Below are 26545 nucleotides of genomic sequence, written 5' to 3' on the forward strand. Positions count from 1 at the left end.
GAGCAGTTGCAACATCAGACCGTACAGGCACCCTGAATGACCATTTCAACCCTCCCCCCGGGGCCCGACCGCACATGCGAGCGTCCGACCCGCCGTCGCGTTCTTTCCTTCCTGCCCGCCGCGGTCGTCGGCGTGCCCTTGCTGGCCGCCTGCAACAATGGCGTCGGCAGTTCGGGCGCCGCCACGATCGATGCGCGCGTACAGGCCACGCTGGCCGAGATGTACAGGACCTATCCCAACACGCGCGATCTCGCCGCGAAGGCGTCGGGTATGCTGGTGATGCCGCTGGTGACCGAGGCCGGGTTCTGGCTGGGCGGCGGCTACGGCCGCGGCGCGCTGTTGATCGACGGCGCGACGGTGGACTATTACGCCACCGTGAAGGGCAGCGCGGGCTTCCAGATCGGCGTGCAGCAATATGCCCACGTGCTGTTCTTCATGACCGACGCCGCATTGAACGAATTCCGCCGCTCGTCGGGCTGGGCAGTGGGGGCCGACGCCAATTACACGATCATCGACAAGGGCGACGGGGTCGCAGCCGATTCCAACACGCTGCGCGCGCCGATCCTTGCGGCCGTCTTCGGACAGGCCGGCCTTCAGGTCGGCGCGACGCTGGAAGGCACCAAGTACACGCGCGTCATTCCCTGATCGCGCACAGGGTGTGGGGGCTCTGCCCCCGCCCGAGCCTGTGGGCTCGGACTCCCCCGAGGTATCTTCGGACCAAAGAAGTGCGGAACCGCGTCAGCCGAGAGCTTTAAGCCGTTTCAGCAGGCTTGATGTGTCCCAGCGGCCGCCGCCCATGTTCTGGACATCCTTGTAGAACTGATCGACCAGCGCGGTCACCGGCAGCGCGGCGCCGGTTTCGTTGGCGGTGTCAAGGCAGATGCCCAGATCCTTGCGCATCCAGTCGACCGCGAAGCCATGTTCGTACTTGTCATCCAGCATCGTCTCGTACCGGTTCGCCATCTGCCAGCTGCCGGCGGCGCCCTGGCTGATCACCTCGACCACCGCGCGACCGTCCAGGCCGGCCTTGTCGGCGAAGTGCAGCGCCTCGGACAGGCCCTGCACAAGCCCCGCGATGGCGATCTGGTTGCACATCTTGGTGACCTGCCCCGCGCCCGGACCGCCGATGCGGCGGCACATCTTGGCGTAGGCGGCCATCACCGGTTCGGCCGCGTCGTATTGCGCTTCCTCCCCACCGCACATGATCGAGAGCGCGCCGTTTTCGGCCCCCGCCTGCCCGCCCGAGACCGGCGCGTCCACGAAGCCGATGCCGCTTTCGGCGGCCAGCGCGTGCATTTCGCGTGTAACCTTGGCCGAGACGGTGGTGTGATCGACGAAGATGCTGCCCGGCCCCATGCCGGCGAGTGCGCCGTCGTCCCCGGTGCAGACGCTGCGCAGGTCATCATCGTTGCCGACGCAGGCCATGACGAAATCGGCGCCGGCCGCGGCTTCGCGCGGGGTCGGCGCCGCGGCACCGCCATGTTCGGCCGCCCAGGCGTCTGCCTTGGCAGTGGTGCGGTTGTAGACAGTCACCGTGTGACCCGCCTTCACCAGGTGCCCTGCCATGGGGTAACCCATCACGCCAAGGCCCAGAAACGCCAGTTTCGCCATCGTCATTCTCCCGGATACGGTTTATCACTCGGGCCACTTCTAGCGGACGGATCGGACCGCTCCAAGCCCGACCGCCCGCCACCGTGACGACGAAGGGAGATCGCCATGCCCGCCCTCTTTCGCTGGCTTCTGCGCATAGCCACCGCACTTGTCGCGGTGGCACTCGTGGCGGTGTTCTTCGTATATTACTTCGCCTCCCGCTCGCTGCCCGACTACGACAAGGTGCTGGACGTGGCCGAGCTGACCGCGCCGGTCGAGATCGTGCGCGACAATGCCAACGTGCCCCATGTCTTTGCCGACGCCGACCGCGACGTGTTCTTCGGCCTGGGCTACGCCCACGCGCAGGACCGGCTGTGGCAGATGACGACGCTGCGCCGTGTATCGCAGGGCCGCATGTCCGAGGTCTTCGGCACCGCGACGCTGGACCTGGACAAGCTCCTGCGGCGGCTGGATCTGCATCGGCTGGCGCAGCAATCGGTCGCCGATCAGGACGCGCGCACGATGGAGGCGCTGGAGGGCTATGCCGCCGGCGTCAACGCACGGCTGGCCGAGATCAACAGCAGTGCCCTGGGCCGCGGCGCGCCGGAGATGTTCCTGTTCAACGCCCCGGTCGCCCCCTGGCGCCCGGCGGATTCGCTGGCGATCCTGAAGGTCATGGCACTGCAATTGTCCGGCCACCTGGAGGACGAGGTCCTGCGCGCGCGCACCGCGCTGGTGCTGGACGATCCCGCGCGGTTGCAGGATATCCTGCCCGATGCGCCGGGCCCCGGCACCGCGGCGCTTCCGGAATATTCGCAACTCTTCCAGCAGATGTTCCCCGATCTGCCCCGCTATGCCGAGGGCACCGACCTGTCGGACGGTCTTTACTCCCCGTTCCCGCGCCGGGGTCTCGCCGGGGCCTCGAACGCATGGTCTGCCGGGCCGTCGCGGTCGGCCACCGGGTCGACCCTGCTGGCCAACGACCCGCACCTGGGCTTTTCGGCGCCGACGATCTGGTACCTTGCCCGGCTGGAGCTTGAGGCCGGCGGCGTCATCGGCGGCACGATCCCGGGCATTCCGACCGTCCTTGCCGGCCGGTCGGCCAGGCTGGGCTGGGCAATCACGTCGTCCTACCTGGACGATCAGGACGTCTATATCGAAAAGCTGAACCCCGACGACCCGGAAGAATACCTGACCCCCGACGGCTACAAGCGGTTCCGCACCCGCGCGGAAACAGTGCGCATCAAGGGGGCCGAGCCGATCGAGATGACCCTGCGCTGGACCGATAACGGCCCGGTCCTGCCCGGCACGCATTACAAGCTGGGCACGATCACGCCATCGGGCCATGTGACGTCGGTCGCGTGGACGGCGCTGAGCCCCGACGACACGACGATGACCGCCGCCGTGGGCATCATGAAGGCCGCCACAGTGGCCGAGGCGCTGGACGCTGCCGAAGCCTTCGTTGCCCCCAGCCAGGTGCTGACTGTGGTGGACCGCGAGCATACCGGCATGAAGCTGATCGGCAGCGTTCCCCGCCGCGATCCCCGCCATCAAAGTCAGGGGCGCCTGCCGACCCCGGGCTGGCGGGCCGAGAACCGCTGGCAGGGCGAGATGCCGTTTGCATCGAACCCCGGCTTCGTCGATCCGGTCGGCGGTATCCTTGGCCACACCAACAACAAGATGGTCGAACGGCCGTTCCCCAACCATATCTCGTTCGTTTACGGCGACACCCAGCGCATCAACCGCTGGCGCCGCCTGATGCAGGCGCGCGAGGTGCATACCCGCGAAAGCTTCATCGAGGCGCAGCTGGACACCGTCAGCTACACCGCGCGGTCGCTGTTGCGGCTGGTCGCGGGCGACCTGTGGTACAATCAGGAGGCCGCGGCCGCGGGCACGCCCGAACGGCAGCGTCAGGATGCGCTGAAGATGCTGGCGGACTGGAACGGCGAGATGAACGAACATCTGCCCGAGCCGCTGATCTATGCCGCGTGGATGCGCGCGCTGCAGGAACGCCTGATCCGCGACGATCTGGGCGGGCTGGCGGACGACTACAAGCATGTCGATCCGGTGTTCATAGAACGCGTCTTCCGCGACATCGACGGCGCGGGCATCTGGTGCGACGTGGCGCAATCGACGGCGGTCGAAACCTGCCCGGACATGGCGCGCCTTGCGCTGGACGATGCGCTCTACTGGATCGGCGAGACCTATGGGCAGGCGCTCGAATCCCTGCGCTGGGGCGATGCGCACCAGGCCACCCACGATCACGAGGTGCTGGGCGATGTGCCCTTGCTCCGGAACTTCGTGAACATCCGGCAGTCGACGTCGGGCGGGGACAACACGCTGATGCGCGGCCGCACGTCGGGCGAAGGGCCGAACCCGTTCCTGAACGTCCACGGTGCAGGCTATCGCGGGGTCTACGATTTCGCCGATCCCGACAGCTCGGTCTTCATCACGGCGACCGGGCAGTCGGGGCACTTCCTGTCGCGCCATTACGACGATCTGGGGCAATTGTGGCGGCGCGGCGAATACATCCCGATGTCGCTGGACCAGGATCTTGCCCGCGCGGCGTCTGTCGGGGTGACGGTGCTGCAACCCGCGAAGTGACGGCGCCGTCAGCCGGCGTCAGACTTTTCCTCTAGCGCCAGCCATTCCTCTTCCGAGGCGGCCAGTTTTTCCTGCCGCTGCACCAGCGCTTCGGTCGCCTTCTTGAACTTCACCGGCTCGCGCGAGAACAGCTCCGGATCGCTCAGCAGCTCTTCCAGTTTCCCGATCTCCGCCTCCAGCCGCTCGATTTCGGCCGGGAGCGTATCCAGGCGGTGCTTTTCGGTGAAGGACAGGCCCGGTTTCGCGGCGGGCTTCGCAGGTGCCGCCTTGCCCTGTTTCTGCTTCGTGGCCTGCTGCTTCTCCATCGGCGCTTCCTCCTCGCGCCGCTGGGCCAGCATGTCGGTCCAGCCGCCGGCATAGACAACGGCCCGGCCGCGGCCTTCCAGGGCCACGGTCAGCGTCGCGATGCGGTCAAGGAAATCGCGGTCGTGGCTGACGAGCAGCACCGTGCCGTCGAAGCCGTCGATCAGTTCCTGCAACAGGTCCAGCGTCTCGACATCCAGATCGTTGGTCGGCTCGTCCAGCACCAGCAGGTTCGACGGCTGTGCCATCAGCCGCGCCAGCAACAGCCGCGCCTTTTCGCCGCCGGACAGCGACCGCACCGGCGCGCGCGCCTGCCGTTCGTCGAACAGGAAATCCCTCAGGTAGCTCACCACGTGGCGTGGCGTGCCGCGGACCATCACCTGGTCCGACTGGCCGGAAACCCGCATGCCCGGAATGTCGGTCAGCGAATCCCACAGCGTCGCGTCCGGGTCCAGCTGCGCGCGCGCCTGGTCGAACACCGCGATCTCGAGGTTGGTACCCAGCTTCACGGTTCCGGTATCGGGCGTTTCCTCGCCCAGCAGCAGCTTCAGCAGCGTCGTCTTGCCTGCGCCGTTGGGACCCACGAAGGCCACCCGGTCGCCACGTTCGATGTTGATCGAAAAATCCTGCACGATCGGGGTGTTACCGAAGCTCTTTGACAGATCCCGCGCCTCGATCACCTTCTTGCCGGACTTGGTGCCCGCATCCAGCGCCATCGCCGCCGTGCCCTGCCGCTTGATCTGCGATGCGCGTTCCTCGCGCAGGTCGCCAAGCGCCCGCACCCGGCCCATGTTGCGCTTGCGCCGGGCGGAAATGCCTTCCACGGCCCACCGCGCCTCGGCCTTGATCTTGCGGTCCAGCTTGTGGCGCTGCTGGTCCTCTTCATCCCAGATCCTGTCGCGCCACGCTTCGAAATCGGTAAACCCGCGCTCCTGCCGGCGCACCTGCCCGCGGTCGATCCACAGCGTCGCCCGCGTCAGCGCCCGCAGGAACGCCCGGTCGTGCGAGATCAGGACATAGGCCGCCCGGGTCGCCTTCAGCTCGCCCTCCAGCCAGGCAATGGCCTCGATATCCAGGTGGTTGGTGGGTTCGTCCAGCAACATCAGATCGGGCCCGTCGGCCAGCATTTTTGCCAGCGCCGCACGCCGCCGTTCGCCGCCGGATGCCGTTTCGACAGGGCGCGACAGGTCCAGCTTCAGCCCCTCGCCCGCGCGTTCGATCAGGTATTCCTCGCCCGGGCCCAGGCCGGCCGAGGCGAAATCGCCCAGCGTGGCAAAGCCCGACAGGTCGGGGTCCTGCTCCATGTAGCCGACGGACGTTCCCGCCGGCACGACGCGCCCGCCGCGGTCGGGTTCGACAAGGTTCGCCATGACCTTCATCAGGGTCGACTTGCCCGATCCGTTGCGCCCGACAAGCGCCACGCGGTCGCCCGCCTGCACCACGAGGTCCAGGTCATGAAAGACAGGGTCACCGCCGAAGGTCAGCGAAATGTCGGAAAGTTGCAGAAGGGGAATCTGAGCCATGCAAGCGCCGTATCCCCGGAAAATCCGGGCGTCAACGCCCCCTCTTCTTCTCTTTCCAAATACTCAGATACGGCCGGCCACCGCACGCAGCAAACGCTTCCGTGCCGGGGGAATCGCGCCGATTTCCAGCCCCGTGAACACGTGCAGCGTGTTCATCGCCCGGTCGACGACGGCGTGGTCGCTGACCCAGCCGCCCATGGCCAGGTACGTCTTCAGAAGCGGCGGCATGCGCAGCATGGCCTTCTTCGCGTCGGGCTTCTGCCGCAGACGCGCGGCAAAGCGGAACACGTCGGGGGCCTTGATCCGGGGCAGGAAGCGTTTCGGCGCCAGGTGGCGGTGTTTCAGCATCGCGAAGGCATCCAGGTAATCCTCCGTCTCGATCCCCGCGAAGGAGGAACAGCCGAACAGCATCTCGATCCCGTTTGCATCGACATAGCTCGTCATCGCGCCCCAGGCGACGCGCAGGATGTCGGGATCGGTCCAGTCGGGGTGCATGCAGAAGCGCCCCATCTCGACCATCGGGCCGGCATAGTCTTCCAGCCCCGACAGGTCGTAGTACTGCGCCGAATAGCTTTGCCCGATCTCGGCACCGCCCGACAATGTCAGGAGCCGGAAACAGCAGACAAGCGTGCCGGACCGCGTCTCGCGCACCAGCACATGGGCGCATTTCGTGTCGAACGCGTCGATGTCGGGGCGGTCGGTCCGAAAGGCAAGCCGGCGGAGCGCCTGGGCTTCGGCCAGGTCCTCCGGGCTTTCGGCCAGCGCCGCCCGGTACCGGCCGCGCGTCAGCGTGGGCATGGACTTCGACCCGATCAGCGGCATCCGGACCCTCACCAGAACGACAATTAATACTGGTTATCTAGGGAAGCCGGGGACGTCGGGCAAGCCCGGGGACCGACAGGCGCATGCATTTTGCCGGCGACCACCGAAGGCCGGCGCCGTGTCCCGGGCGGCCGACCCGGCATCCAGAGCGCCCTTAACGCGGCGGTTCAGGCGGATTTCTGGCGGGAGCGCGGCAGCGCGGGAGGCGCCTCCCCGTCTTCGAGAGCGTCCAGCAGCCAATCGACTTCGTCGCCGGAAATCGCGCCGTTGAAGAAGAATCCCTGACCGTACTCGCAGGCCATGCTGCTGACGAATTCAAGATCGCTTTCCGACTCGATGCCTTCGGCCGTGACGCCGATCTTCAGCCCGCGCGCGAGCGAAAGGATGCCTTCGACGATGCGCTGGTTGCTGGGATCGTCCGAAATGTTGGTGATGAAACTGCGATCGATCTTCAGGCGGTCGAACGGCAGGCGGCGCAGGTTCGACAGGCTGGAAAAGCCGGTGCCGAAATCATCCAGCGCAATCGTGACCCCCATGGCCTGCAGGTCCCGGATCGCACATTCGGCAAATTCCATGTCCGGGATCACGGCGCTTTCGGTGATCTCGAATTCCAGAAAGGCGGGGTTGAAGCCCACATCTTCCAGGATGTCCGCGGTTTTCTGAACCAGCGCCCCGTCCAGGAACTGCTTGGGCGATATGTTGACCGCCAGCTTCAGCCCCGCGGGCCAGCCCACGGCGCGACGGCAGGCCTGTCGCAGGATGCTCCAGCCCAGTTCGCTGATCAGGCCGATATCCTCGGCGATCTCGATGAAGATTTCGGGCGAGATATCGCCGCGTTTGACGTGTTTCCAGCGGGCCAGAACCTCGAACCCGGTCAGCTCGCCCGTGCCCAGCCCGAAGATCGGCTGGAAGTAGGGAAACACTTCCTCCCGCCGCAGGGCCAGTCGCAGGTCGGCTTCCAGCTCCGCGCGCTCACGCGAGCGTTGGCCCAGTTCGTCATCGTACCACGCAAGGCGCCCCCGCCCGGACCGCTTGGCGGAATAAAGCGCCTTGTCCGCGTGTTGCAGCCCTTCGGATGCCAGCGCATCGGGCGCGGTGCGGGCCAGGCCGATGCTGGTCCCGATCATGATCGACAGGCCCTGCACGTCGAACGGCGTCTCGATCGCGGTGATGATCCGGCGGGCGATGCGCTCGGCGTCGTCCGGTTTGACATCGCGGCTGAAGATGATGGCGAATTCGTCGCCGCCAAGGCGGGCCAGGGTGCTGTCTTCGTCCAGTTCGCCCTGCACCCGCTTGGCCACGTCCTTCAGCACCGCATCGCCCACGGCATGGCCGTGCAGGTCGTTGACGGGTTTGAATCGGTCCAGGTCGATGATGGCGACGACCCGGTTCTGCGCATCCCCGGCCGAGGCGATCGAATCCAGCTGAATCTGAAAGTAACGCCGGTTGGCGAGGCCAGTTAGCGGGTCGTACCAGGCATGACGTTCGGCCTGTCTCTGCGCCTCGTCCCGTTCCGTCAGCGCGCTGAGAAGCTGGTTCCAGCGAACGTAAAGCCCCCCGCCCATGACAAAGGCGCTGACAAGGATCAGCATCGCGATCTCGTCCAGTTGCCAATGTTCATGGTTCCGGCTGAACTCGTGAAACTGTTCGTAGGCATCGAAATGCGACAGGATCTGCCAGGCGATCACGACAAGCACGACCGTTATCGCCTGTTCCAGAACCAGTTTGCGTGTGTGCGGCGACCGCTTGGACATTCCAGGATTCCCGGGTTTCGGACGCCTCAGGAATATCCCCCGTGATCTTCACAGGCGGTTAATCGGAAACGCTTTTCCCGCGAACAGAACGTCACCCGGTCCCACAAGCGGCAGGCCCGCCCCGGATCAGTTACTAAGCGCCGAGCTGGGGTCGAAGTTGCCCAGGTTGCCAAGAAGCTGACGGATGAAGCCGTTGTCGGTCACGCCCGAGCTGGTCACGCGGCGCGACAGCGGCACGACGCGGCCGTCTTCCAGGCTGAACCGTTCGATATTGCTGACGACGCCCCGGCTGTCGAAGGAAATCGCCAGCACCTGCCGCGACACCAGCTTGGGTGCCAGCGCGCCGTAATAGCGGAACTGCGACTGGACGTAATAGAAGCTGCCATCGTCCAGCAGCCCCGTCGATACCGGCGGCCCGACGGCCTCGGTAACGCTGTCGCGGGTGTCGGCGCCGACCGTGATTTCGGCCAGATCCTCGTCCGTGGGCACGTAGCCGTGGTTCTGGTAGCGCGCGACGCAGCCCGCCGTTCCCAGACTTGCCGTGGCCACAAGCCCCAGCATGACCGCCCGCCGGCCCATCCGGGCCCCGCCCGAAAGCGCATTCTGCACGGCTGCGGCGCCTTTCGGCAGACGAGATCGCGTCGCTGTCATGACATGGTCCTGTAATTGCCTTTGGTTCGGCTTTGGGAGTCCTTACCGAATGCGCCGGACCGGTTCAAGAAACAAGCCGGGCCCGCGGTGAACTGCTGCCCCTTCTCTGTGCCCGGATTTGTCCCTAGATAGGGTAGGAATGCGAATACTCCGCCAAACCCTGCAGACAGGGATGCCAGACATGCCCCAGACAACCGCCCTCCGCGTCGCCGATCTTCCCCAGCGCAAGGCGACCTCGTTCGCGCTGAAGCCCGACGCGGCCGAATGCGCCGCGCTTGCGTCCGAGCTGGGCCTCGACGGCCTGTCCAAGCTGCGTTTCACGGGCCAGGTCGCACCCAACGGATCGCGCGACTGGCAGCTGGACGGCGAATTGGGCGCGACGGTGGTCCAGCCCTGCGTCGTCACGCTGGAACCCGTGACCACCCGCATCGATATCGAGGTGACCCGGCTGTACTCTGCCGACTTCGTCGAGCCTGACGCCGAAGAGGTGGAACTGACCGAGGACGAGACCCTGGAGCCGCTGCGCGAAGTGATCGACCCGGCCGTCGTCATGGCCGAGGCGCTGGCCCTTGCGCTGCCGCTCTATCCCCGAAAGGATGGTGCATCGCTGGGTGAAGCGGTCTTTGCCGCGCCCGGGGTGGACCCGTTGCGGGACACCGATCTGAAACCATTTGCCGGGCTGAAGGATCTGCGTGACAAGCTTTCTGGCGACGAATGACGGCCCCCGATCCGGCGGGTCAGCAGAATCGGGTTGCGAAGCCGGGAAATTTACGTATTTTTGCGCGCTCACGGAGTTTTGGGTTGGACATCTCCGCCGCTCCGGCCTAAAGGCTCGACAAATCTCCCGCGACGCCCGTCCGACCGACAGATGCCGACTGACCGACACTTGGCAGCAGGCTGGCCCGTCGGACGCGCAGGGAACAAGAGACATCGTGGCGGCCCTGGATGCCGCAATACAGACGCAAGACCAAGGATCAAGGGTTCAGACATGGCCGTCCATCAGAACAAAGTTTCGAAATCGCGCCGCAACAACCGTCGCGCGCATGACGCGCTGGTTGCGGCCAACCCCAACGAGTGCGGGAATTGTGGCGAACTGCGGCGCCCGCACCACGTGTGCCCGTCCTGCGGTCATTACGATGCCCGCGAAGTCGTGGCCATGGTCGACGAGATCGACCTGGACGAAGACGCCGCATAAGCCGAACCGCGCCTGCCGGTCCCGCCCCGTTCCGGAGCGGTCCGGACCGGCGCAACAGGGCCCGGACCGTTTCAGGTTCAGGGCAAGGGCGAGCGCATGACGGCCGCGGCTGATGACCGTTCGAAATCCATGACCAAGGACGCTCGACTGCAAATCGCGGACGAGACCCTGAAGCGCGTGGTTATTTCGATAGACGCGATGGGCGGTGACCAGGGCCCGGGGGCCGTGGTCGCGGGTATCGCCAAGGCCGCGAAGAAGCAGCCCGAAATGGGCTTCATCCTGCACGGCCCCGAGAATCAGCTGACCAAACTCGTCGCCGCCAAGCGGCGCTACCTCGATGGCCGGGTCGAAATCCGCGATGCCACCGATGTCGTGACGATGGAGGACAAGCCCTCCCACGTCATGCGCCATGGCAAGGGGACCTCGATGTGGTCGACGCTGGAAGCGGTCCGCAATGGCGAGGCGACGGTGGCCGTGTCCTGCGGGAACACCGGCGCGCTGATGGCGCTGTCGATGGTGCGGCTGAAGAAGCAGCCGGGTGTCGGCCGGCCGGCGATCGCCGTCTTGTGGCCGTCGCGCAATCCGCAGGGCTTCAACGTGATGCTCGACGTGGGCGCCGATATCCGCGCCGATGCAGACGACCTTCTGCGCTTTGCCGTGATGGGATCGTCCTATGCCCGCAACGGGCTGGACCTGAAGCGCCCCCGCGTGGGCCTGCTGAATGTCGGCACCGAGGAACACAAGGGCCGCCCCGAACTGCACCAGGCGCACGAACTGATCGAACGCTTCGCCGAAGACGGCGGCTATGATTACGTGGGGTATGTGGAAGGCGGCGACATTCCCGGCGACACGGCCGACGTGATCGTCACCGACGGGTTTTCCGGCAATGTCGCGCTGAAGACCGGCGAAGGCACCGCCCACCTGATCGGAGAGCTCCTGCGCGAGGCGTTCAAGTACTCTCCCCTCTCCCGCATCGCATCGGTTCTGGCTCTCACGTCGCTCCGCCGCCTGCAAAAGCGGATCGACCCGCGGCGGGTCAATGGCGGGGTGTTCCTGGGGCTGAACGGCACCGTCGTGAAAAGCCACGGCAGCGCCGATGCCACGGGCGTCGCCGCGGCCGTGCGGCTGGCGTTCCAGCTGGCGCAATCGGGCTTTACCGAAAGACTGGCCGCACGGGTTGCATCCGCCGCCACGCTTTCCCAAGATGGCGCGAATCCGGGCGCCGATGGTCCGGAGACGGACAGGAAACAGGCATGACTTTAAGCAAGGCGGTGGCACAGCCATGGTAACTCGTGCAGTGGTCACCGGTACTGGACACTATCTCCCGGAACGTGTCGTCGAGAATGCCGAATTCGAAAAATCGCTGGATACCACCGATGAATGGATTCGCGCGCGCTCCGGCATCGAACGCCGCCATTTCGCGGCCGAGGGCGAGACGACCTCGCAGATGGCCGCCAACGCCGCCCGTGCCGCGCTGGACGATGCCGGGCTGACGCCTGCGGACATCGACACGATCATCGTCGCCACCTCGACCGCCGATCTGACCTTCCCGTCCGCCGCCACCATGGTTCAGGCCGAACTGGGAATGCAGAACGGGTTTGCCTTCGACGTGCAGGCCGTCTGCGCGGGCTTCGCCTTTGCGCTGGCCAATGCCAATGCCCTTATCATCTCGGGCCAGGCGAACCGGGTGATGGTCATCGGGGCCGAGACGTTCTCGCGCATCATGGACTGGACCGACCGGTCCACCTGCGTGCTGTTCGGCGATGGCGCCGGCGCGCTGGTGCTGGAAGGCCAGGAGGGCGCGGGCACATCCGCGGATCGCGGCATCCTGTCGACCGATCTGAATTCCGACGGGCGCTACAAGGATCTGCTCTATGTCGATGGCGGCGTGTCGACCCAGTCGACCGGCCATCTGCGCATGCAGGGCAACAAGGTCTTCCGTCACGCGGTGGAAAAGCTGGCCAAGACGGCGCACACCGCGCTGGACAAGGCCGGGCTGACCGCCGACGACGTCGACTGGATCGTGCCGCACCAGGCGAATATCCGGATTATCCAGGGCACGGCGCAGAAGATGGGTCTGCCGATGGACAAGGTGGTCGTCACCGTGCAGGACCATGGCAACACCTCGGCCGCGTCGATCCCGCTGGCGCTGTCGGTCGGTCGCGCGCGCGGCCAGATCAAGGAAGGCGACGTGGTCGTGACCGAAGCCATCGGCGGCGGGCTGGCCTGGGGGGCGGTCGTGCTGCGCTGGTAGGCGCGATCCGGCACAACCAAACAAAAGATCACCCTTGCAGCACCTTTCGGGCCGATTCCCGCCCCGTGCTGCAATTCATTGATATTGACACTTAAATTCCCGCGCCCCTATGTTCGGTAAAACGGATGGGGGACGGTATGGGTGAAAAAACTGTAACGCGAATGGATCTTAGCGAGGCCGTGTTCCGCGAGGTCGGTCTTTCCCGCAACGAAAGCGCGCAGCTTGTCGAAAGCATGCTGGACCACATGTCCGACGCGCTTGTCCGGGGGGAACAGGTCAAGATATCCTCGTTCGGGACCTTCAGCGTGCGCGATAAGTCGGCCCGCATCGGCCGCAACCCCAAGACCGGCCAGGAAGTCCCGATCCAGCCGCGCCGGGTTCTGACCTTCCGGCCATCGCACCTGATGAAGGACCGCGTCGCCGCCGGCAACCGCAAGGGATAGGACGTACACATGGCCAAATCGCCGGATGCTTTCCGCACCATCAGTGAAGTGGCGGAATGGCTGGGCGTTCAGGCCCACGTGCTGCGATTCTGGGAAGGCAAGTTCCCGCAGATCCGCCCCGTGAAGCGCGCGGGCGGACGCCGCTACTACCGTCCGGCCGACATGGCGCTGCTGGGTGGCATCAAGGTCCTGCTGCACGACGACGGGCAGACCATCAAGGACGTCCAGAAGATGCTCCGCGAGGATGGCGTGGACGCGGTAACCGCCAAGTCACCGCCCGTCGACGCACCGGCGGCGACGACAAGCATCAAGACCGACGCGGACGAGACGCCCTCTAAGGCCACCGCTGCGCCGACGAAGGACGATCCGCAGATCTCCTTCGATCTGGGTCCGTCGGACATGGAGGTCCGGCCCCCGGACACCGAGGCGCCGAACAAGGACCTGCCCCCGCCCATCGCAAGCACCGAGCGGCCCGCAGGCGAACAGGACGACATGGAAGCCGAGGCCAAGGTGCCCGCAGCGCCTGCCCGCAAGGCCACCAAGGCAACGGACAAAGAGGCGGACACCCCTGCCCCGGAGGACCTGGCCGCTACGCCGGAGACCTCGGAGCCTGAACCGGCGGATATGCCTGAGCCAGAAGCCCAGCCGCTGGAAGCTGCCGAAACAGCGTCGGACGACGCGCCCCAGCCCGACCCGGACCTTCAGGACATGGCCGAGACGGAATCGCCGGAAACGGTGCCCGAACCTCTGGACACCGCCAAAGCGGCGATGCCGGATGCGGATGCCGCCCCCGCGGCCCGGGACGTGGACGAGCCCGAAACCCCGGATGCCGTGCCAGAACATCTGGACACGGCCTATGGCGGGATGCCGGATGCGGAGCCTTCGGCCGAACCCCGGGACACAGCCGAAGCGGACCCGTCGGAACCCGCAGATCGGGACTTGGACCCGTTGGAATCACCGGAATTCATGCCCGAACCCCTGGACACCGCCGACGCGGGGATGCCGGATATCGATGCGCCGGATCCAGCGGAACCGGTCGCACCGGAGGCGGACGACACCACAAAAGACGCAATGCCGGCGGAAGATCTGCCGACCGAGGATGCGACGGAACAGGACCTCGACGATGTGGAAGGTGGCGAACCGCCTGCCCCCGAGACTGACGAGGCCAAGCCCGAAGCGTCCGAAGACGCTACGGACGACGAGAACCCGGCGCCACTCCCCCTGGCCGCCCGCACCAGGGATCCCGTGGATCTTGACGCCATCGAGGCCCCGCCGGGTGACGCCGAACCGGAGGTGCCGGAAGAGCTTCTGAGCGACGAACCGGGCGAAGTGGACCTGGAAGAAGCCCTCTCCGCCGAACCAGCCGATGCGGCGCAGGATGACGAGGAGATCGACGTCCCCCCCAGTGACGCGGAGCCGGACATGCCCGAGGAGCTTCTGAGCGACGATCTGGGCGAGGTCGATCCGGAGGAGACCCTCTCCGCCGAACCAGCCGATACCGCGCAGGACGGCGAAGAGATCGACGTACCGCCCGGTGACGCCGAACCGGACGTGCCCGACGAGCTTCTGAGCGACGATCTGGGCGAAGTGGACCCGGCAGAGGCCCTTGCCGCCGACACGCTCGACCAGGCGCCCGCAGCCAGCACACCTGCCGCCCGCACGCCGGCGGGCCCGGACAGTGCAGACCTTCTTGCCGCTCTTCTGAACGAGCTCCAGCCCTCGCCCGGCGCAATTTCGAAACTGGCCGCAATCCGCGACCTGACCGCGCTGCCCGCCGATGAACTGGCCCCTCTGGTACAATCCCTGCGAGCATGGGTGGAACGCGCCCGCCCACCGGCCGGGTACTGAGACCGGGGCGGAAAATGGTGCGCGATTCCGCGGGGATTTCCCCTTGCCCCCGCTTTCAAAACGGGTATGTAGACCTCCACGTCGGGCTATGGCGCAGCCTGGTAGCGCGTCCGTCTGGGGGACGGAAGGTCGCAGGTTCGAGTCCTGCTAGCCCGACCATTCACGCTACCCTTCCCCGGCCGATCGAACCGCCACCAGATGGAGCGAATTGATCCGCCATGACCGGGGTCCTTGCCAACCAGCAAATCGAAACCATGATCGCGAACGGCCATATCTCGGCCACGCCCGCGATCACGGAACCGCAGATCCAGCCCGCAAGCCTCGATTTGCGGCTGGGCACGGTCGCCTATCGCATCCGCGCGTCCTTCCTTGCCGGCGCGGGCCACACGGTCGAAGGCCGGTTGGCCGAGTTCGAGATGCACCGCATCGACCTGTCCGACGGCGCCGTGCTGGAAAAGGGCTGCGTGTACCTCGTGCCCATCGCAGAACATTTGAACCTGCCCGAGACACTGTCGGCCGTGGCGAATGCCAAAAGCTCCACCGGGCGGCTGGACCTGCTGACGCGGGCCGTCACCGATCACGGTGTCGAATTCGACCGTATCCCCGCGGGCTATTCCGGGCCGCTCTATGCCGAGATCTGCCCGCGGTCGTTTTCCGTCCTTGTGCGCCCCGGCATGCGCCTGAACCAGATCCGCTTTCGCGAAGGTCAGGCCGTTCTCAGCGATGACGAGCTGACGACGCTCCATGCCCAGACGCCACTGGTCGCCAGCAACGGCGACACCAGCGCGCTGATCAAGGACGGTCTGGGCTTTTCCGTCGATCTGAAACCGCAGGCGGACGGGTTGGTGGGCTATCGCGCCAAGCCGCATACCGGGGTGATCGATCTGGACCGGATCGGCGCCTATCCCCCGCGGGATTTCTGGGAGGCGATCCGCACCGACCGGGAGCGTATCATCCTCGATCCCGGCGCGTTCTACATCCTTGTCAGCCGCGAGGCGGTGCATATCCCGCCGATGTATGCCGCCGAAATGGCGCCCTACCTGGCGATGGTGGGCGAATTCCGCGTGCACTACGCGGGCTTCTTCGATCCGGGCTTCGGCCATGACGCCGCCGGCGGATCAGGCGCGCGCGGCGTGCTGGAAGTCCGCTGCCACGAGGCGCCGTTCGTGCTGGAGCACGGCCAGATCGTGGGCCGGCTGGTCTACGAACACATGTCGGAATGCCCGAGCCGGCTCTACGGGACGGGCATCGCGTCGAACTACCAGGGCCAGGGCCTGAAACTCGCCAAGCATTTCGCGGCGCCCTAGGGGCAGATCAGCCGTTTGTGCCGTCCGTATCGCCGTTCTCCGCCGCGGTCTGGGCGGCCGCTTCGCGCGCGGCCTTGCGGGCACGGCGGGCCTTGCGGCGGGCGCGGATCTCTTCCCGGGTGGGTTGCACCTTTTCCCCTTCGGCCGCATCCGCCTGCCCGTCGCCGGCGTGCGCGGCTTCGGCGGCCTCCAGGGCCTTTGCCGCCCTCTTGGCCGCCCGCCGGGCGCGGCGGACACGGGCGGCTTCTGCCTCGGCCTCTGTATCCGTCGGAGCGTCCTCATCCAGCGCCGGTTCGGACACCAGCGCCGTCTCGGGCGTCGGCGACGGGTCCGCGGCCGGTGAACGCGGTTCCGGCGCTGCCGCAGGTGGGTCCGCGACAACAGGCCGTTCCGCAACGGCGGGACGTGGCGGCGCCGGCTGCGGCCGGGCAACCGGCGTCGGTTCGATGTATTTCGGGGCCCGCGTGCGGTCTTCCGCCTCGGACGTGTCCGCCTTGGTCTGCTTGGGGGTCTTCTTCGATCCGTTGAGCGCGCCCATACCGGCATCCACACCGATATTGACCGCTTTGCGCACGAAGGTGCGCATGATCATGTCCAGCATTCGGCTCATGACGTTACTCCCGGCCTGGTTGGCCCGTGGTTACCATAAAGACATAGAAAAATCAGGGGACGGGTCGGCGAAAACCTGCGTCATTCTTCGAAAAGTTCGCTTTGGCCCCGCCCGGTGACGCCATCTTCATCATCGGGGCCCGACTCTCCACCATCACCTGCACCGGGCGGCAGCCGGTTGTCCAGAAGCCCTGCGGCGCGAAGCTCCTTCAGCCCCGGCAGATCGCGGGCGGTTTCCAGCCCGAACTGATCGAGGAATTCCGGCGTCACCACGAAGGTGACCGGCCGGCCCGGGGCCATCTTGCGGCGCCCGAAGCGGATCCAGTCGAGCTCAAGCAGCTGGTCGATGGTCCCGCGCGACACGGACACGCCGCGAATCTCCTCGATCTCGGCGCGGGTGACGGGCTGGTGATAGGCGATGATGGCCAGCGTTTCGGTGGCGGCGCGGGACAGTTTCCGCATCTCCACCGTTTCCTTCTGCATCAGGAACGACAGGTCGGGCGCCGTGCGGATCGCCCAGGCCTCCCCCACGCGCTGAACGCGCACGCCCCGGCCCTCGTACCGCTTGCGGACATGCGCCACCGCTTCGGCCGGATCGCAGCCATGGGGCATGCGGCCCGCCATCTCGCGCAGCGTGATCGGCTCGGCCGAGGCAAAGAGCATGGCTTCGACCATGCGCTCCTGTTCGCCCATGGGCGGCGCCTCGAAGAGGCTGTCGGTCTCGCGGTCGTCCTCGTCTTTCACGTCTCGTCGCTCTTTCGGCGCAGTTCGATGGGGGCAAAGCTGTCGGACTGCCGGATTTCCATCTGGCCTTCCTTCACCATCTGCAGTGCCGCGGCAAAGGTCGCCGCGGTGGCCGACCGCCGCATGACGGGATCGGTCCGCCACGCCTCGGGCAGGAAGCCATGCAGATCCGTCCAGTTTCCCCGGAAGCGGATCAGGCCGCGCATCCGGTCCAGCGCCTGTTCCATCGTGTAAACCTTCTCCCGGTCCATCACGAAGGGCCGGAAGTCGTCTCGGGTCCGGATGCGGGCATAGGCCTGCATCAGGTCCAGAAGTGTGGCGGAATAGCGCACGGTGCGGGTCCGGGCAACCTCCTGCACCTCGCCCCGGGCAAATACATCCCGCCCCAGCCGGTTGCGGGCCATCAGCTGTGCCGCCGCATCGCGCATCGCCTGCAAACGTTCCAGCTGGAACGCCAGGTGAGCGGCCAGTTCCTCGCCCGATGGTCCGTCTTCCTGCGGGTCGGGCGGCAGCAGCAGGCGGGATTTCAGGTAGGCCAGCCACGCCGCCATCACAAGGTAATCGGCCGCCAGTTCGATCCTGAGCGCCTTGGCATGTTCCACGAAGGCCAGGTACTGCTTCGCCAGCGCGAGGATCGAGATCTTGCGCAGGTCCACCTTCTGCGTCCGCGACAGCGTCAGCAGCACATCCAGCGGGCCTTCAAACCCGTCCACATCGACGATCAACGCTTCGGCCGCGACCCTCTCGGCGACCGAGATGGGCTGCACGTCCTCTTCGAAATCGTCACCCGCCGTCACGGTGCCATCTCGTTGTCCAGGGCGGCCAGCTCCGCCTCGGCTTCGGCGATGTCGAAGGGGATGGGATCGTGGCGGGCCGCGATGGCCCGGTCGGCGCGCGCCTGTGCCTTGGCCGTCATCCGGCCCGCGGCCTGCGCGACGGTCATGCGGTCCTCAAGCGGCGCATTGCAGTAAAGCGCGATATCGCAGCCCGCCCTAAGCGAGCCTTCGGTGATCTCGGCCAGCGACCCCTGCAGCGCGTCCATGCCCAGATCGTCCGTCATGATCAGCCCGTCAAAGCCGATGTCGTGGCGGATCACCTCCATCACCGCGGGCGAAAGCGTGGCGGGGCTGTCGTCGAGCGCATCGAACACGACATGGGCCGTCATCCCCAGCGGCATGTCGTTCAGCGCGCGGAAGGGCGCGAAATCGATATCGCTCAACTCCTCCAGCGCGGTGCGGACGCGGGGCAGTTCCTTGTGGCTGTCGGCACGCGCCCGGCCATGGCCCGGCATGTGCTTGACCACCGGCAGAACGCCCCCGTCCAGATGCGCCTGCGCCATCGCGCGGCCAAGGGTGATCACGGCCTCGGGCGTTTCGCCGTAGCAGCGGTTGTACAGGAACGGGTGGGTGTCGGATTGCGCCACGTCGATCAGCGGCACGCAGTTGCTGTCGATCCCCAGCTCGCGCAGTTCATGGGCGATCATACGGCCGCGCAGGTAGAAGATCCGTTCCGCCCGGTCGCCCGCAAACACGGCCTGGTCCAGCGGCGGCGCCCATTCGCGCCCCAGCGGCGGGCGCAGCCGCTGCACGCGGCCGCCCTCCTGGTCGATGGTGATGACGGCATCGCGGCCCACGGCCTCGCGCATGTCGCCACACAACGCGCGGATCTGGTCCGCGCTGTCGATATTGCGGGCAAACAGGATAAAGCCCCAGGGGTCGGCCTCCCGGAAGATGGCCTTTTCGTCGGGGGTCAGCCGAAGCCCGTCGGCATCAAGGATCGTCGCACCATGTGTCATGCAGGGCTTATAGCCCTAACGCGCGGTCACGGGAATACAGGCCGCGCCTTCCGCGACCATGGCCGAACAGAAACGCCGCGCGGCGCTCAGATCGTCAAAGCCCATGGCGCGCAGGCGATAGAACGTGCGCCCACCGGATTCCGCCTTCTGGATCACCCGGCCCTTGCCTTCCAGGTAGTCGCCGTAGCGGGCATTCAGCCGGTCCCATTCGGCGCGCGCAACCTCGGGGCTTTCAAAGGCGCCCAGCTGCACAAGCCGCGTGCCCGGCGTGATGGCCGAGGCCGCCACGTCCACGGGCCCGGCCGATGCCAGCGCCGCGTCGATGGCCGTGGGCCCTGAGGTGGCCTCACCTGTCACCAGCGTCGCGGGACGCACGCGCGGGCGCACGCTGTTGGCGATGCCCGGCACAGCCGCCGGCACGACCTTGAAATCGGAGACGTCCGCGGCATCCGCAACCGCGTTCTCGGGTTCGGGCGGCGTGACGCCGGTCAGCTCGGCCACCACCATGTCGATGGCCTGTGCCTGGGTTATCTCGACCGGCTCCGGCTCGACAACCGGCGGCGGCGGTGCTGTCGCGGCGTCCACGGCGGCGGTCAGTTCGGCGGTCGGCAGGTCTTCGTCTGTCAGCGAGGTCGGCGGCGGCGCCAGAACCAGCCGGTCGGCGGTCGGGGCGGCGATCCCTTCGGCAGCGACCGAATTCACCGCCAGCCCCTGATGGTCCATCGGTTGGCCGCCCGGCTCTTCGGGCGCCTCGCGCATCGTCCCTTCCAGCGCGCGCACGACGGGGATGCCAGACACGTCGCGCGTCATCACGTTGTAGCCCCAGATGGCGACGGCACCGATCAAGCCCAGCGACAGCATGCCGCCCGCGATATTGGCCAGCCCGCCAAGGCTGGGCAGGCGCAGCGGCGCAACCTCGGGCTCTTCGCCATAGGTTTCGGCCTCGTCGTACCCGGTCTCGTCGTAGTCGGGCTCGGCGTATTGGGGCTCGGCATAGCTGGACTGGTAATGCGGCTGGCGGTATTGCGGCTGGCGATACCCCTGATCGGGCTCCGAATATGGCGGCGGCGCAGGTGGAACCGGCCGCGGCGCGTAAACCGGTTCGGGCAACTCGGCATAGCGCTGTTCGTGCGCATCAAAGCTCGAATCAGCCGGACGGGTCCTGTAGGACCGCGCGCCCGGCGATGATTGTGGTCTGAAATCGGGATGATGAACCTTGCCCGAATCGGGCCGCAGGAATCTATCTGAAAGTCGCGGTCCCTCCGGGGCCGCGCTGTGATGTACCGCCATGTCCGCCTCATCGCCCAACGCGCCGCCCGGGGGCGTTGCATCGGATCGTTTTTCGTTTCGGTTGTTACTGCCCGGATGACCGGAGGTCGTCTTCCGACGTCACATTTCCTGCGCCGGTTCGACTCCAAGAATAGCAAGACCCGAGGAAATCACAACGGAAACGGCACGAGCGAGCGCCAATTTCGCTTGACTTGTGGCCATATCGCCCTCCTGCACGAATCGAAGGCTATGGACATCGTTGCCGAGGTTCCACAGACCGTGGAAATCCCCTGCCAATTCATACAGGTAGAAGGCAATGCGGTGCGGCTCGTGGGTGCGTGCGGCGATCTCGACCAACCGTGGCCATTCGGCCAGTTTTCCGATCAAGGCAAGCTCGGCCTCGTGGTCCAGCTTCGACAGATCGGCGCCGGCCAGAACGCTGTCCTGCGTGTCGACCCCGGCCTCCCCCGCCTTCCGCAGAACGCTCGCGACCCGGGCCGAGGCATATTGCACGTAGAACACCGGGTTCTCGCGGCTCTGCTCCGTCACCTTGTCGAAGTCGAAATCCAGGTGCGCATCGTTCCGGCGGGTCAGCATGACAAAGCGCGTCACGTCGGCGCCCACCTGTTCGATCACGTCATGCAGCGTGATGAACGTGCCCGCCCGCTTCGACATCTTGAACGGCTCGCCGTTCTTGAACAGCTTCACCAGCTGGGTGAGCTTGATGTCGAATTCGACCGCGTCGCCGCCCAGGGCCGCGACGATGGCCTTCATCCGCTTGACGTAACCGCCATGATCGGCGCCGAAGACGTCGATGATCAGGTCATAACCGCGTTTGACCTTGTCATAGTGATAGGCCAGGTCCGGCGCGAAATAGGTCCACCCGCCATCGGATTTCTGCACCGGGCGGTCGACATCGTCGCCGTAATCGGTGGACCGGAACAGAAGCTGCTCGCGCGGTTCCCAATCCTCGTCCGGGGCCTTGCCCTTCGGCGGCGGCAGCGTGCCGGTGTAAAGCAGCTCCTTGCCCTTCAGCTCTTCCAGCGTCTTCTCGATCTTGCCGCTGTCGTAATAGCTCTTTTCCGAGGTGAAGACGTCCATCTTCACGCCCAGCAGCGCCAGGTCGGCCCGGATCCCGTCCATCATCAGGTCGGAGACGATATCCCGGATCGGGACCAGCCACTCGGCTTCCGGCTTGTCCATCAGGCTGTCGCCGAACCGGTCCTTCAGCGCCTGCCCCACGGGGATCAGGTAATCGCCCGGATACAGCCCGGCCTCGATCCGGGGTTCCTGGCCATTGGCCTCGCGGTAGCGCTCATAGGCGGACCGCGCCAGCACATCGACCTGCGCGCCGCCATCGTTGACCCAGTACTCACGGGTGACATCGTAGCCCACGAAATCCAGCAAGCCCGCCAGCGCATCCCCGAACACGGCGCCGCGGCAATGGCCCACATGCAGCGGGCCGGTCGGGTTGGCCGACACGAATTCCACGTTAGCCGTCTTGCCCTTGCCCAGCTCGGACCGCCCATAGACGGTCCCGGCCTCAAGGATCTGGCCCACCAACGTCTGGAACACCCCCGGCGCCAGCCGCAGGTTGACGAACCCCGGGCCCGCCACTTCGGCGGCGGCGATACGATCGTCCTCGACCAGTTTTGCCACCAGCGTCTCGGCAATATCGCGCGGCTTCATCTTCGCGGGCTTGGCCAGCACCATCGCGGCATTGGTGGCCATGTCGCCATGGGCCGGATCGCGCGGCGCCTCGACGGTGACATTTGCGAACCCCACGCCCTCGCGCGGCAGATCGCCGGCCTCCTGCATGGCGGCCAGAGTGGCGATCACAAGCTCGCGAATGTCGGTAAACAGGTTCATGTCAGGGGCCCTTTGTAACCGGCGCGGGTTTAGCATCTGCCCGCGAGACGTCAATGCACAGCGTTTTCTTGCGGCACCGTGGTACGGGGGGCGCTGCCCCCCCGCCCGCCCCTGCGGCGCGGACTCCCCCCGAGGTATTTCCGGACCGAAGAAGTCAGGGCGCGTCCTCTTTCTTCTTTCCCCAAATACTCCCGCCGGAGGCATCCGCCGCAAGACACGTTCGACCGGCCCAAGGGTATTCCCGTAGGGTGCGTGGTCCCCACGCACCGCCCCGCCTACCCCGCGCAGCGACGGGACAGGATCAGGCGGTCGTGTTCCAGCAGCGCGAACCGGTCCGTCATGCCGGCGATGTAATCCGACACGATGCGCGCCAGCGCCGTCTCGTCCCCCGCTGCCGCGACATCGTTGTGCCAACGTTCGGGCAGTTCGCCCGGATGGACCAGGAAGAACGGGAACAGGTCGCGGACGACGTCCGTCACCTCGGCCCGCTTTTCCATCACCGGGGGCGCGCGGTACATGTGTTCGAACAGGAACGCGCGGATCTCCTGCAGATCGCGCCAGAGCCGGTCCGAGAATCGGATCACCGGGTGGTCCAGCGCGCGAATGTCCTCCACGCGGGCGGGCGCGGCCTTGGCCAGCAGGTGTTCGGACGTGGCGATCACGTCGCTGACCATGGCGCCGAAGACACGGCGCATCGCCTCGTGCCGGCGGCGGTTCCAGTGGAGACCGGGGTAGCGCGCGTCGACCTCGGCATAGGAATCGCGGACGATGGGCAAGTGGGCGATGTCGGCATCGGTGAAGAGCCCGGCGCGCAGGCCGTCATGCAGATCGTGGTTGTTGTAGGCGATGTCGTCCGACAGCGCCGCGACCTGTGCCTCTGGCCCGGCATGGGTCCCCAGTTCCAGGTCGTATTCCCCGTTGGCCTCCGCCAGCGCCCAGGGCAAGGGGGCCACGACGGGGCCGTTGTGCTTGGCGATGGCTTCCAGCGTTTCCCAGGTCAGGTTCAGACCGTCGAAGTCGGCGTAATGGCGTTCCAGCCGTGTGACGATGCGGATGGCCTGCGCGTTGTGATCGAAACCGCCGAAGGGCGCCATCAGCGCATGCAGCGCGTCTTCGCCCGTGTGGCCGAAGGGCGTGTGGCCCAGATCGTGGGCCAGTGCCACGGCTTCCGTCAGTTCCACGTTCAGCTTCAGCGCGCCCGCGATAGTGCGGGCCACCTGCGCGACCTCGATCGAATGGGTCAGGCGCGTCCGGTAATTGTCGCCTTCATGTTCGACAAAGACCTGCGTCTTGTGCTTCAACCGCCGGAAGGCGGAGGCATGGATGATCCTGTCCCGGTCCCGCTGGAAGCAGGAGCGGAAGGTGCTTTCCTCTTCCGGAACCAGCCTTCCCCGGCTGGCCTCCGGATCCGAGGCATAGGGCGCTCGCATGGCCTGCCTCCTGCCCTCGTGACGCGGATTGTCCCGATCCGGCCCGGGGCGATCCCTTGTCGCCTGAACTTGGACTTTCTATATTTGACACACGCCCGGTTGGAAACCGCCCGGGCCGAAATGGAGAGCGATATGCAATTGCCGCCGAAAGTGACCGAACGCGCCTTCGCCCGCCTGGCCGAAATCGGTGCAAGCGCGCAAGGACAGGCCCTGCGCGTGGCCGTCGAAGGCGGCGGGTGCTCGGGCTTCCAGTACGAGATCGAGCTCGATCAGCCCAAGGACGATGACCTGGTGCTCGAGGGGTCGGGGGAAAAGGTGGTGGTCGATTCGATCTCGCTGCCGTTCCTTAGCGATGCCGTCATCGACTTTTCCGAGGAACTGATCGGCGCGCGCTTCGTGATCGAGAACCCGAACGCAACGTCGTCCTGCGGCTGCGGCACGTCCTTTTCGATGTGACCGCGTTCGGGCCCTGCCCCGGTTTCGGGGCAAGGCCGCGTTCTTCTATTCCGCCGGTTTCAGCCGAACCGCGGCCTGGCCTGACGGCGTCGCCTGGTCCCAAAGCAGGTAGAGCCCCGATCCGATCACGATGGCCACGCCCAGATAGGTGCCTGCGGCCGGGATCTCTCCAAAGCCGAACCAGCCGATCAGTACCATCCACACGAATTGCAGGTTCAGAAGCGGCGTGACCGCAAAGGCCGCGAGCATCCGCAGGGCGATCACCAGCAGCCAGCGCGCCACGAACAGCAGCCCGGCATAGGCCGCGATCAGTCCAAGGTCGGCCAGACCGATGGGCTTCCAGACGAAGGGCAAGGCCACCGCCATCACCAGCGCCAGCGTCAGGTTCGGGTAGAAGACCTGCGCGAGCGCATTGCTTTCGTACCGCCCGATCAGCCGCGCCATCACCATGGAAAACGTGCCCGCCACCGCGGCAGCACCGGCATAGAAGTGGCCCGCGGTCAGGCTGTGCAACCCGCCGGGGAACAGACACATGACGCCCACAGCTCCGGCTGCAAGGGCCACCCAGGCCGCGCGGCGGACGGGTTCACCCAGGATCGGGCCCGACATCAGCCCGGCGAGGATCGGCATGATGCCGACGAACACGAACACATCGGCGAAAGGCAGCAGCCGGAACGAGTTGAAGAAGCAGAAGGACGCAACCACCGTCGCAGCACAGCGCAGCGCCATCGGCACGGGTTGGGTCGTCCTCAGCCCCAGTTTCTGCCTCGGATGCCGGTCGGCCAGGACCGACAGGCCCGCCACCAGAAGGCCCGAGATCACGAACATCTGCGGCGCCGCATAGCCGCCCGCGACCAGCTTGGTGATCCCGTCGGCGGACGAGATCAGCGCCGTGTAGATGATGACCAGCACCGCCCCCAGCAGCGCCATCCGCGCGGCCGGGGAAAGCCCGATTTCGGGTTTGGTTACATGGGCTTCCGACAGGCTCATAGCGGCGCTCCGGTGCGGGAGAAGCCGGCGAAGAAGGCACCGAACTTGTCGCTGCTTTCCTCGGCCTCCGACAGGATGTCGTGGCCGGTTTCCGACAGCGTGCGTTCCACCACCGGGCGCATCCGGTGCCAGTCGTCACTGCGGCCCTCGTCCAGTTCCAGCAGGCAGCGCGACATCTCGCGCAATGGCCCGGCTTCGGGGGCGGCGCGGTGGAAGGACATCGGCTCCGGCCCCGTGGGTTGCTGGAACGGCGCGCCGCCCGTCAGGACGCGATGCCAGTTGCAGACAAGGTATTCGTGGTAGTCGTCCTGCGCCTCCGCCTCGCGCCCGTGGGCTACTGCGAAACCCGAGGTTTCGCGGGCCAGAAGCCCTTCCCAGATCGGCGAAGGCTCGGCGCCCGCAAAGCGCAGCGCCACACAGACTTCGGCCAGAAGATCGATGTTCTGTTCAAGGAAGGCCAGAAGCCCCACATATTCCAGGCTGGTGACGACGGCATCGTCCAACCCCGGATCCTTCCGCCCGTATTCGGAAAGGTAGAAGACGATATGCGTCAGCTCATACGCCGCCTTCTTGTTGGGCAGCGTGAACCCGTCGGAGCGTGCCGCGAAGCCGCGCAGGCGGTCTTCAAGGCCGGGATCGTCGGGCAGCGGGTCGATGCCGCGACGGCCCATCAGGCGGCGGGCTTCCATCCGCTGCAGGTCCGACAGTTCGGCCGACGCCGCCCCTGTCTTGGCGGCCCACGCAACCAGCGATTCCATGCGGTTGCCGGGCAGGCCCAGGTCTTCCAGATCCAGCCCGATGGCCAGCAGGAACCGGTAGTATTGCGGGAAGAACGACAGGCGCTTGCCCAGGCCTTCATAGATTTCTTCCATCGGTGCCAGCACCATGCGCATCGCGCGCTGGTCGAGCCCGGCGGCCATGCCGCCGGTTTCGATCACGTTCAGAAGCTCGGCATTTTCCTTCAGCCAGTAGACGTCCTCCCGCGCGCGGCGGGCGTCGGCGAAGGCGGCGACGAGGTCGCCAAGGCGATCCTCGTGCCGGTAGCTGCGGGACGGGACATTCAGTTGAACGACATTCGACATCGGTCAG

At 66.4% G+C, this 26545-nt stretch carries 24 protein-coding genes and 1 tRNA gene; 11 read left to right on the forward strand and 14 right to left on the reverse strand.

What is annotated here, in order from left to right; genetic code table 11:
• The first annotated feature begins 36 nt into the window (after positions 1 to 36).
• The gene (locus tag D4754_RS11425) at positions 37 to 645 is read left to right on the forward strand and encodes a lipid-binding SYLF domain-containing protein (protein ID WP_121063633.1); all 609 of its coding nucleotides are present in this window, start codon (positions 37 to 39) and stop codon (positions 643 to 645) included.
• 93 nt (positions 646 to 738) lie between these two features.
• Here the strand turns inward: D4754_RS11425 and D4754_RS11430 are convergent, their stop codons facing one another.
• A complete protein-coding gene (locus D4754_RS11430) occupies positions 739 to 1611 on the reverse strand; it encodes an NAD(P)-dependent oxidoreductase (protein WP_121063635.1) in 873 nt (290 codons plus the stop codon).
• Between the two features lie 105 nt (positions 1612 to 1716).
• Here D4754_RS11430 and D4754_RS11435 point away from each other — a divergent pair, with 105 nt between their 5' ends.
• Positions 1717 to 4194: a penicillin acylase family protein gene (locus tag D4754_RS11435; RefSeq protein ID WP_121063637.1), complete on the forward strand. Its 2478-nt coding sequence runs from the start codon at positions 1717 to 1719 to the stop codon at positions 4192 to 4194.
• 8 nt (positions 4195 to 4202) lie between these two features.
• Here the strand turns inward: D4754_RS11435 and D4754_RS11440 are convergent, their stop codons facing one another.
• The 4 genes from D4754_RS11440 to D4754_RS11455 all read right to left on the reverse strand — a co-directional run bounded on the left by D4754_RS11440 (position 4203) and on the right by D4754_RS11455 (position 9247).
• Entirely contained in the window at positions 4203 to 6020 is a 1818-nt protein-coding gene (locus D4754_RS11440) for an ABC-F family ATP-binding cassette domain-containing protein (protein WP_121063638.1), read from the reverse strand.
• A 63-nt stretch (positions 6021 to 6083) separates the two neighbouring features.
• Complete coding sequence (locus D4754_RS11445; RefSeq protein WP_240453851.1) at positions 6084 to 6842, reverse strand: GNAT family N-acetyltransferase; 759 nt, start codon at positions 6840 to 6842, stop codon at positions 6084 to 6086.
• Positions 6843 to 7009: 167 nt separating this feature from the next.
• Entirely contained in the window at positions 7010 to 8596 is a 1587-nt protein-coding gene (locus D4754_RS11450) for a putative bifunctional diguanylate cyclase/phosphodiesterase (protein WP_121063640.1), read from the reverse strand.
• Positions 8597 to 8722: 126 nt separating this feature from the next.
• Complete coding sequence (locus tag D4754_RS11455) at positions 8723 to 9247, reverse strand: outer membrane protein assembly factor BamE (RefSeq protein ID WP_338031145.1); 525 nt, start codon at positions 9245 to 9247, stop codon at positions 8723 to 8725.
• A gap of 181 nt (positions 9248 to 9428) precedes the next feature.
• Between D4754_RS11455 and D4754_RS11460 the strand changes: the two genes are divergently transcribed.
• The 8 genes from D4754_RS11460 to D4754_RS11495 all read left to right on the forward strand — a co-directional run bounded on the left by D4754_RS11460 (position 9429) and on the right by D4754_RS11495 (position 16294).
• Positions 9429 to 9965 carry a YceD family protein gene (locus D4754_RS11460; RefSeq protein ID WP_121063642.1) on the forward strand — a complete coding sequence of 179 codons (537 nt, stop codon included), beginning with the start codon at positions 9429 to 9431 and terminating at the stop codon, positions 9963 to 9965.
• A 270-nt stretch (positions 9966 to 10235) separates the two neighbouring features.
• Entirely contained in the window at positions 10236 to 10442 is a 207-nt protein-coding gene (gene rpmF / locus D4754_RS11465; protein ID WP_121063644.1) for a 50S ribosomal protein L32, read from the forward strand.
• Between the two features lie 129 nt (positions 10443 to 10571).
• Positions 10572 to 11699 carry a phosphate acyltransferase PlsX gene (gene plsX, locus D4754_RS11470; protein WP_121064070.1) on the forward strand — a complete coding sequence of 376 codons (1128 nt, stop codon included), beginning with the start codon at positions 10572 to 10574 and terminating at the stop codon, positions 11697 to 11699.
• A 25-nt stretch (positions 11700 to 11724) separates the two neighbouring features.
• The gene (locus D4754_RS11475) at positions 11725 to 12696 is read left to right on the forward strand and encodes a beta-ketoacyl-ACP synthase III (protein ID WP_121063646.1); all 972 of its coding nucleotides are present in this window, start codon (positions 11725 to 11727) and stop codon (positions 12694 to 12696) included.
• A 137-nt stretch (positions 12697 to 12833) separates the two neighbouring features.
• Positions 12834 to 13139 (forward strand): integration host factor subunit alpha, encoded by a 306-nt coding sequence (ihfA, locus tag D4754_RS11480; RefSeq protein WP_121063648.1) that lies wholly within the window; start codon positions 12834 to 12836, stop codon positions 13137 to 13139.
• A gap of 9 nt (positions 13140 to 13148) precedes the next feature.
• Complete coding sequence (locus D4754_RS11485) at positions 13149 to 14987, forward strand: MerR family transcriptional regulator (protein ID WP_121063650.1); 1839 nt, start codon at positions 13149 to 13151, stop codon at positions 14985 to 14987.
• Between the two features lie 82 nt (positions 14988 to 15069).
• A tRNA-Pro gene (locus D4754_RS11490) sits at positions 15070 to 15146 on the forward strand.
• Between the two features lie 59 nt (positions 15147 to 15205).
• Complete coding sequence (locus D4754_RS11495; protein WP_121063652.1) at positions 15206 to 16294, forward strand: 2'-deoxycytidine 5'-triphosphate deaminase; 1089 nt, start codon at positions 15206 to 15208, stop codon at positions 16292 to 16294.
• A gap of 7 nt (positions 16295 to 16301) precedes the next feature.
• On the opposite strand, the gene D4754_RS11500 is transcribed toward D4754_RS11495, so the two are convergent.
• From D4754_RS11500 to D4754_RS11530, 7 genes are all read right to left on the reverse strand, one after another.
• On the reverse strand, positions 16302 to 16904 hold the full coding sequence (locus D4754_RS11500; protein WP_163025889.1) for a hypothetical protein: 603 nt from the start codon (positions 16902 to 16904) through the stop codon (positions 16302 to 16304).
• Between the two features lie 80 nt (positions 16905 to 16984).
• Positions 16985 to 17596, reverse strand: coding sequence for an SMC-Scp complex subunit ScpB (gene scpB, locus D4754_RS11505; protein WP_121064072.1), 612 nt, complete (start codon positions 17594 to 17596; stop codon positions 16985 to 16987).
• 47 nt (positions 17597 to 17643) lie between these two features.
• On the reverse strand, positions 17644 to 18444 hold the full coding sequence (locus D4754_RS11510; RefSeq protein WP_121063656.1) for a segregation and condensation protein A: 801 nt from the start codon (positions 18442 to 18444) through the stop codon (positions 17644 to 17646).
• A complete protein-coding gene (gene nagZ, locus D4754_RS11515; protein ID WP_121063658.1) occupies positions 18441 to 19442 on the reverse strand; it encodes a beta-N-acetylhexosaminidase in 1002 nt (333 codons plus the stop codon). Before nagZ ends, D4754_RS11510 begins: the two co-directional genes overlap by 4 nt.
• Before the next feature lie 15 nt (positions 19443 to 19457).
• Positions 19458 to 20552 carry an SPOR domain-containing protein gene (locus D4754_RS11520; RefSeq protein ID WP_240453852.1) on the reverse strand — a complete coding sequence of 365 codons (1095 nt, stop codon included), beginning with the start codon at positions 20550 to 20552 and terminating at the stop codon, positions 19458 to 19460.
• Between the two features lie 279 nt (positions 20553 to 20831).
• Positions 20832 to 22580: an arginine--tRNA ligase gene (gene argS / locus D4754_RS11525; RefSeq protein ID WP_121063660.1), complete on the reverse strand. Its 1749-nt coding sequence runs from the start codon at positions 22578 to 22580 to the stop codon at positions 20832 to 20834.
• Between the two features lie 275 nt (positions 22581 to 22855).
• On the reverse strand, positions 22856 to 24010 hold the full coding sequence (locus D4754_RS11530; RefSeq protein ID WP_121063662.1) for a deoxyguanosinetriphosphate triphosphohydrolase: 1155 nt from the start codon (positions 24008 to 24010) through the stop codon (positions 22856 to 22858).
• Between the two features lie 132 nt (positions 24011 to 24142).
• Here D4754_RS11530 and D4754_RS11535 point away from each other — a divergent pair, with 132 nt between their 5' ends.
• Entirely contained in the window at positions 24143 to 24466 is a 324-nt protein-coding gene (locus tag D4754_RS11535; protein ID WP_121063664.1) for a HesB/IscA family protein, read from the forward strand.
• 45 nt (positions 24467 to 24511) lie between these two features.
• Here the strand turns inward: D4754_RS11535 and D4754_RS11540 are convergent, their stop codons facing one another.
• Positions 24512 to 25456 (reverse strand): DMT family transporter, encoded by a 945-nt coding sequence (locus D4754_RS11540; RefSeq protein WP_240453853.1) that lies wholly within the window; start codon positions 25454 to 25456, stop codon positions 24512 to 24514.
• A complete protein-coding gene (locus tag D4754_RS11545; protein WP_121063666.1) occupies positions 25453 to 26538 on the reverse strand; it encodes a DUF6902 family protein in 1086 nt (361 codons plus the stop codon). The genes D4754_RS11540 and D4754_RS11545 overlap by 4 nt, the downstream gene beginning before the upstream one ends.
• Between the last annotated feature and the right edge of the window lie 7 nt (positions 26539 to 26545).

The organism is Chachezhania antarctica, from assembly GCF_003646465.1.
Classification (GTDB): Bacteria; Pseudomonadota; Alphaproteobacteria; order Rhodobacterales; family Rhodobacteraceae; genus Chachezhania; species Chachezhania antarctica.